The sequence below is a fragment of the Xanthomonas sp. 1678 genome (assembly GCF_031455575.1).
In the GTDB taxonomy this organism is placed as follows: Bacteria; Pseudomonadota; Gammaproteobacteria; order Xanthomonadales; family Xanthomonadaceae; genus Xanthomonas_A.
In genome coordinates this window covers 1-6512 of sequence record NZ_JAVDSZ010000024.1, presented here as the reverse complement: position 1 = coordinate 6512, position 6512 = coordinate 1, and the positions used below count along the sequence as shown (strand labels likewise).

Annotated in this window: 7 protein-coding genes; 4 read left to right on the top strand and 3 right to left on the bottom strand. The window is 68.9% G+C overall.

Going from position 1 to position 6512, the window contains the following annotated elements; all coding sequences use genetic code 11:
- The first annotated feature begins 209 nt into the window (after nucleotides 1-209).
- Both gltX and J2Y70_RS22155 read left to right on the top strand, forming a co-directional pair.
- Nucleotides 210-1616, top strand: coding sequence for a glutamate--tRNA ligase (gltX, locus tag J2Y70_RS22160; RefSeq protein WP_309922701.1), 1407 nt, complete (start codon nucleotides 210-212; stop codon nucleotides 1614-1616).
- Nucleotides 1617-1632: 16 nt separating this feature from the next.
- Nucleotides 1633-2121 carry a transcriptional repressor gene (locus J2Y70_RS22155; protein ID WP_309922699.1) on the top strand — a complete coding sequence of 163 codons (489 nt, stop codon included), beginning with the start codon at nucleotides 1633-1635 and terminating at the stop codon, nucleotides 2119-2121.
- A 373-nt stretch (nucleotides 2122-2494) separates the two neighbouring features.
- On the opposite strand, the gene J2Y70_RS22150 is transcribed toward J2Y70_RS22155, so the two are convergent.
- Nucleotides 2495-2860 carry a hypothetical protein gene (locus J2Y70_RS22150; protein ID WP_309922696.1) on the bottom strand — a complete coding sequence of 122 codons (366 nt, stop codon included), beginning with the start codon at nucleotides 2858-2860 and terminating at the stop codon, nucleotides 2495-2497.
- Nucleotides 2861-2977: 117 nt separating this feature from the next.
- On the opposite strand from J2Y70_RS22150, the gene J2Y70_RS22145 reads away from it, so the two are divergent.
- Nucleotides 2978-3115, top strand: a complete 138-nt coding sequence (locus tag J2Y70_RS22145; RefSeq protein ID WP_263395133.1) for a hypothetical protein — start codon at nucleotides 2978-2980, stop codon at nucleotides 3113-3115.
- A 267-nt stretch (nucleotides 3116-3382) separates the two neighbouring features.
- Here the strand turns inward: J2Y70_RS22145 and J2Y70_RS22140 are convergent, their stop codons facing one another.
- Together J2Y70_RS22140 and J2Y70_RS22135 are read right to left on the bottom strand one after the other, a co-directional pair.
- Nucleotides 3383-3706 (bottom strand): hypothetical protein, encoded by a 324-nt coding sequence (locus J2Y70_RS22140; protein ID WP_309922694.1) that lies wholly within the window; start codon nucleotides 3704-3706, stop codon nucleotides 3383-3385.
- Nucleotides 3707-3979: 273 nt separating this feature from the next.
- Nucleotides 3980-5281: a sugar MFS transporter gene (locus J2Y70_RS22135; RefSeq protein ID WP_263395131.1), complete on the bottom strand. Its 1302-nt coding sequence runs from the start codon at nucleotides 5279-5281 to the stop codon at nucleotides 3980-3982.
- A gap of 621 nt (nucleotides 5282-5902) precedes the next feature.
- On the opposite strand from J2Y70_RS22135, the gene J2Y70_RS22130 reads away from it, so the two are divergent.
- Nucleotides 5903-6367, top strand: coding sequence for a cupin domain-containing protein (locus J2Y70_RS22130; protein ID WP_309922690.1), 465 nt, complete (start codon nucleotides 5903-5905; stop codon nucleotides 6365-6367).
- Nucleotides 6368-6512: the final 145 nt, after the last annotated feature.

The following is a 6512-nucleotide window of genomic DNA, read 5'->3' as shown; positions in this document are numbered from 1 at the left end:
GGGCGTGCGGGTGGGTGAGGCGCCGGTTTTGCGTTTTTCTTGCAGGACTTTAGGTGCGGCTTCAGCCGCGACAGGCCTTACCGAGAAAGCCTGTCGCGGCTGAAGCCGCTCCTACAATGGAAGAGCCTAGGCACGGCACCGGCTGCCTCCGGGCACCACAAGGCAGGCCAGGGTAAAATCGCCCGATTCCCGTTTGCTCCGAGCGTTCCATGGCCTGCCGCACCCGTTTCGCCCCCAGTCCCACCGGTTACCTGCACATCGGCGGCGCGCGTACCGCGCTGTACTGCTGGCTGGAGGCGCGCCACCGCGGCGGCGAGTTCGTGCTGCGCATCGAGGACACCGACCGCGAGCGCAGCACCCAGGCGGCGATCGACGCGATCCTCGAAGCGATGCAGTGGCTGGGCCTGGACTACGACGAAGGCCCCATCTACCAGACCCAGCGCATCGCCCGCTACCAGGAAGTGGCCGCGCAGCTGCTCGCTGCCGGCAAGGCCTACTACGCCTACGAGACCCGCGAGGAACTGGACGCCATGCGCGAGGCGGCGATGGCCAAGCAGGAAAAGCCGCGCTACAACGGCGCGGCGCGCGAGCAGAACCTGCCGCACCGCGACGATCCGAACCGCGTGGTCCGCTTCAAGAACCCCGAAGGCGGCAGCGTGGTGTTCGACGACCTGATCAAGGGCCGCATCGAGATCGCCAACAGCGAGCTCGACGACATGGTGATCCTGCGCCCCGACGGCTACCCCACCTACAACTTCGCAGTGGTGGTGGACGACTGGGACATGGGCATCACCGAGGTCATCCGCGGCGACGACCACATCAACAACACCCCGCGCCAGATCAACATCTACGAGGCGCTGGGCGCGCCGGTGCCGAAGTTCGCGCACATGCCGATGATCCTGGACGAGCAGGGCGCCAAGCTGTCCAAGCGCACTGGCGCGGCCGACGTGATGCAGTACAAGGACGCCGGCTACCTGCCGCACGCGCTGATCAACTACCTGGCGCGGCTGGGCTGGTCGCACGGCGACCAGGAGCTGTTCGGCCGCCAGGAACTGATCGACCTGTTCGACGTCAAGGACGTCAATTCCAAGGCCGCGCGGCTGGACATGGCCAAGCTCGGCTGGGTCAACCAGCACTACCTGAAGAGCGACGACCCGGCCACGATCGCGCCGCAACTGGACTACCAACTGGCCAAGCTCGGCATCGACCCGGCCGCCGGCCCGGCCGCCGCCGACGTGGTGGTGGCGCTGCGCGAGCGCGTGCAGACGCTGAAGGAAATGGCCGAGAAGGCGCTGGTCTGGTACCGGCCGCTGGAGACCTACGACGATGCGGCCGTGGCCAAGCACCTCAAGCCGGGCGCCGAACTGGCGCTGGGCAAGGCGCGCGAGCTGCTCGCCGCGCTGGGCGAGTGGAGCGTGGACGGCGTGGCCGCCGCGCTGCACGACGCCGCCGCGGCGCTGGAGATCGGCATGGGCAAGGTGGCGCAGCCGCTGCGCGTGGCCATCACCGGCACCCAGGTCAGCCCGGACATCTCGCACACGGTCTACCTGGCCGGGCGTGAGCAGGCCTTGAAACGCATCGACGCCGCGCTCATCAAGATCCCAGCGGGAAGCTGATTCCCCGGAGAAGCCCATGTCCAGCAAGAAGACCGCCTGCACCGAGCCGCACCACCACGTCCACGACGCCGACGACTTCGTCAAGGTGGTGGAGCGGGTGAGCCGCGAACGCGGGCTGCGGCTCACCCCGATCCGCGCCAACGTGCTGCGCCTGATCGCCGAGGCCGCGCGCCCGGTGAAGGCCTACGAGTTGCTGGAATGGGTGCGCGAGGGCAAGAGCGTGGGCGCCGACGCGCCGCCCACCGTGTACCGCGCGCTGGATTTCCTGATGGCCAACGGCTTCGTGCACAAACTCGAGTCGGTCAACGCCTTCGTCGCCTGCCACCACCCCAGCAGCGCCCAGCACTCGGTGCCGTTCCTGATCTGCGACCGCTGCCACAGCGCGGTCGAACTGGAGGACCGTGACGTGGTCGCGCAACTGGAACAGCGCGCCAAGGCGCTGGGTTTCCAGCCGCAGGCGCAGACCCTGGAAGTGCACGGCCTGTGCGCGCGCTGCGCGGCGTAGCAGGGCGGAGCGCTTTCGGCGTGTGCGTGCGATCGTAGCTGCAGCGCTTGCCGGTTGCGGGCCGCGGCCGGCGCACGCATGGCCGCGGCGCGCCGGCGGCTGAGCGCGTCTCGCACCTGGGGCTGATCGCCATGCCGTTCGGGCTGTCCTCGCGACGGCGGTGGTAGCGGGCGTTGTTCTGCATCTCAACCGCGCGCTGTTGAAGGCCTCGCTGTTCATGGCCGCCGACATCGTCGCCCCGACCTGATCGCCGCCGCTGCAGCGACAGCCGTTGGCGGCGGCCGAGGCCGGGCAATCCACTAAGGGAAGCTCGGCAAGGCGTCGCGTACGGTACGTTCGATCCATGTCGGCGCGCCGGCGTCCGCCGCGCGTATCAGCCGCGCTCGAGCACATCGCCGAAGCGCAGCCGTGTCCATGCTTCGGCCGCCGCCCGCGCGAGCGCATGCGAATCGCTGGCGCCCTCGGCCAGGCTGGTATCGCCGCGCGGATCGATCACTTCCCATTCCCAGGTCCGCGTGCGCTTGGGCAGCCACACCGCGAGCAGCAGCGCAGGCAGCTCCGGCCTGCCGGTGGCCACGTCGCAGCGCCAGATCGACAGGTCCGCCAGCGCATCGCGTTGCCAGCGCGGCCGTGCCGTGTCGCCCGTGGCGGCGGCGCGCGTCGCGACAAGGCGCACACGCGGCAACGGCGCGGCGAGGACGGTGTGCTTGGAGGGGATCGGGGTGGTCGTCTTGTACATGCTCGCTCCTTCTGTGGCAAAGAAGGCGTGCCGGGGAGACATGCGAGACCCCATCGGACACACCTGCGTCGACCGGCGGTGCCGGTGGCTGGTGTCGCGGGTGCCCGATTGGCTGAGATGCCGCCGCTGGATGCGGCGACGGCCGGGCTACCATCCGGCCTGCTCTCTTTCGACCGCCGCAGCGTACCCATTCCCGGGGGCTGCGACAAGCGCTTTTTTCCGTTTCAAGCTATTGTTTTTGAAAGAGATGTGTGAGCAACCCGGGCGCTAAGTCGCCTGCCCGCCAGGGCCTCGCGCCGGCGTTGCCGCTGCGCCGGGTCGGCACTTGCCGGCGCGTCGCCTGCGTGCGGACGTCCAGGCGCGCGCCGCACAGCCGCGCTGCCAGCACGTCCATGCAACCTCTCTGGCTGCGCTGCCGCGCGCACGACGGCGAACGGCATGTTGGCGCGACGCCGCGGCAACGGGCAGTGGCGGCGCGTTGCGCCGCTCCGCATCCTTCGGGACAGCGGCGCAAGGCTGCGCCTAGTGTTTGTCCTTCGCCTTGGGGGGCGCGGTGTCGGCGCCGGAGGCCTTGCCGTGGCCAGGGGCGTCGGCGATCTTCCTGATCTGATAGCTGCCCTCCGGCAAGGCGAATCCCTTCTTGCTGCGTGCCGACGCCATGACGGTACAGGTCACCGAGCCGTCCGGGTTGCTGGACATGCCGCCGCCGGCATGCGTGCACCATGCCTCGCAGACCGCTTGCGAGCCGGGCTGGCAGTCGAGCTGCGTGCCTTTGGCGGCGGCCGGTGCGGCGAAGGTCGAAGCGGCGAGCAACAGAGTGGAGAGTGCGACAAAGCGTGCGTCCATGGTGTCGGTTCCTGATGTAGGCGAAGCGGCAGAGGCTTCGCGATCTGGTTCGTCTGCCACCAGGGCTAACGTGGGCAACGCAGGCTGGCGGACAGCCATGCTGCGTTTGTCTACCGAACGGCGGCGGCAGGGCCGCACGCACGCTCCGGCCTTGGCAAAGACGAGTGCGCTGTCGGCTTGGCCTGACCGACGTCGAGCGCGATCCGGCGCAGTGCCGGATCGCTGCAGCGCGCTGTTGGCGCTGCCAGCTGTCGTTCGCTCCGACCGCCGCAGCTAGGCGCTTGCCTGCGATGGCGTCTTCGCGCCCCACAGCGCATAGAACAGCACGTACAGCTCACACACGGCGGTGAGCAGGAACGCGCGCTGCAGGCCGACATGGTCGGCCAGCCAACCCTGCACGACCACCAGCGCGCCGCCGGCGATGGCCATGATCAGCAGGCCGGAGCCTTCCTCGGTCAGCGGCCCCAGGCCCTTGATGCCGAGGGTGAAGATGGTCGGGAACATGATCGAATGGAACAGGCCCACCGCGATCAGCGACCACATCGCGACATGGCCGGTGGTGAACACGGTCAGCAGCATCACCACGAACGCGCCGACCGAGAACAGCGCCAGCACCGCCTCCGGCGCGATGCGGCGCATCAGCGCGCTGCCGGCGAAGCGCCCCACCATCATCCCGCCCCACAACAGGAACAGGTAGTGCGAGGCCTGTTGGTGGGTGAGGTTGCCGATGTGCGGCTGCGACACGAAGTTGATGAACAGGTTGGACACGCCGATCTCGGCGATCAGGTAGATGAAGATGGCCGGGATGCCGAGCACCAGGTTGCGATGCCGCCACAGCGAGTGGCTGGCGCGCTGCTGGCCGGTGGCGCGCTGGGTGGCCTGGCCGAGCGCCGGCAGCTTGAAGCGGGCGATGACCACCGCCAGCAGCACCAGCACCACGGCGACGATGAGATAGGGCAGTTGCACCGATTGCGCGTCAGCCAGGCGTTCGGCCTGGGTCAGCACCGCATCGCCCTTGGCGGTGCCCGAGGTCGAGCGGCCCAGGATCAGGTAGCCGCCGAACAGCGGTGCCAGGGTGGTGCCGACCGAATTGAACGCCTGCACCAGGTTGAGTCGCGACGAGGCGGTGTCCGCGCTGCCGATCACCGCCACGTACGGATTGGCCGCGACCTGCAGCAAGGTGATGCCGCTGGCGATCACGAACAGCGAGCCGAGGGTGATGCCGTACGAGACCAGGCGCGCGGCCGCGATCATGCCCAGCGCGCCCAGCGCCATGATGCCCAGGCCGATCACCAGCGCGCGCTGGTAGCCGATCCGCTCGATCAGCTTGGCCGACGGCAGCGAGGCGAAGAAGTAGGCGATGAACCACACCGACTCGATCAGCGTGGCCTGGGTGTAGCTGAGTTCGAACACGCTGCGCAGGTGCGGCAGCAGGGTGTTGTTGATGACGGTGATGAAGCCCCACATGAAGAACAGCGAGGCCAGCAGCGACAGCGCGGCGCGGTACGACGGTGCGGTGCCGGCGAGCGGCGCGGAGTTCGGGAGCGGAGCCGCCGGCCCCATCGGTCCTGCCATCGTGGGTGTGTCCTCTCTGCGCTGTTGCGGGTCCGTCGTTGGGCATGCGCGGAGGCATCTGCCTGCGCTGCCGCGCCGCAGCCGTCTCGCGTGGTGCGGCGTTGTCGCGCAGGACCGTAGACGATGTCGCGGCGCCAGCGCAGGGGCGAGGATAGGCGCCGCGCTTCGCGCACGACCAATGATTTAAATCGCGGCGCTTATACGGTTATTGCAATGCTGCGCTGCGGCGAGGCGTTGTTCTGGCAAAGGCTGATGTGCCTCCGGCGACCCGTCGGCTATTGGATTTCCGCGCAGCGGGTCGTCGCGTTCGATGTCGCGGTCATGCGGTGGCGTGGCATGTGGCAAGGCGCGCATTGCCGCTGCGCTGCGTGGGCGAAGAATCTGCGGCTCCAAGCCACGAGGACGGGTGCTGGCGGACCGCGGGAGTTCGCCGGCCGTGTCGCGGACACCGAAGCAGGGCATGCCATTCATGCGCCGCCATCCGGGGCAACCGCGCCACTGTGCTTCAACGACGCGGACGATTGATGAGGGGCGCTTATGGCGGCATGAATCCGGTGCGGGCTAGTGCCGCCGGCGCGGCGCGCCTACAGTCGGTGCAGACGTCCATGCAAGGAGATTCCGATGAGCCTGTTCGCCATGTCGCTGTCGATGATGGCCGCTGCGGTCCCCGACGAGGACGCCGCGCCGATCACCGTCACCCGTGCCGGCACGACCGCCTCGGCGGTCGGTCCGGCGGACTATTTCACCGGCGCGGTACGCATCGATGCGCCGTTCAAGGGCCAGGCGCCGGCACGCATCAGCGGCGCCACGGTCAGTTTCGAACCGGGCGCGCGCACCGCCTGGCATACCCACCCGTTGGGGCAAACCCTGATCGTCACCGCCGGTGTCGGCCGCGTGCAGGAGTGGGGCAAGCCGGCGCAGGAGATCCGTCCCGGCGACATCGTGTGGATCCCACCGGGCGTCAAGCACTGGCACGGCGCCAGCGCGCAGGTGGCGATGACCCACATCGCCATCGCCGAAGCGGTGGACGGCTCGCCGGTGACCTGGCTGGAGCCGGTGTCGGAGAGTCAGTACCGCGGGGAGTGAGGGGATACAGCTGTGCGGGAGAGGTGCGCGATTGCGATTGACCTGTAGGAGCGGCTTCAGCCGCGACAGGCATTACCGATAGAGCCTGTCGCGGCTGAAGCCGCCCCTACAGTGGCGTGTGCAGGCGGACGGGAAAGAGCGCACA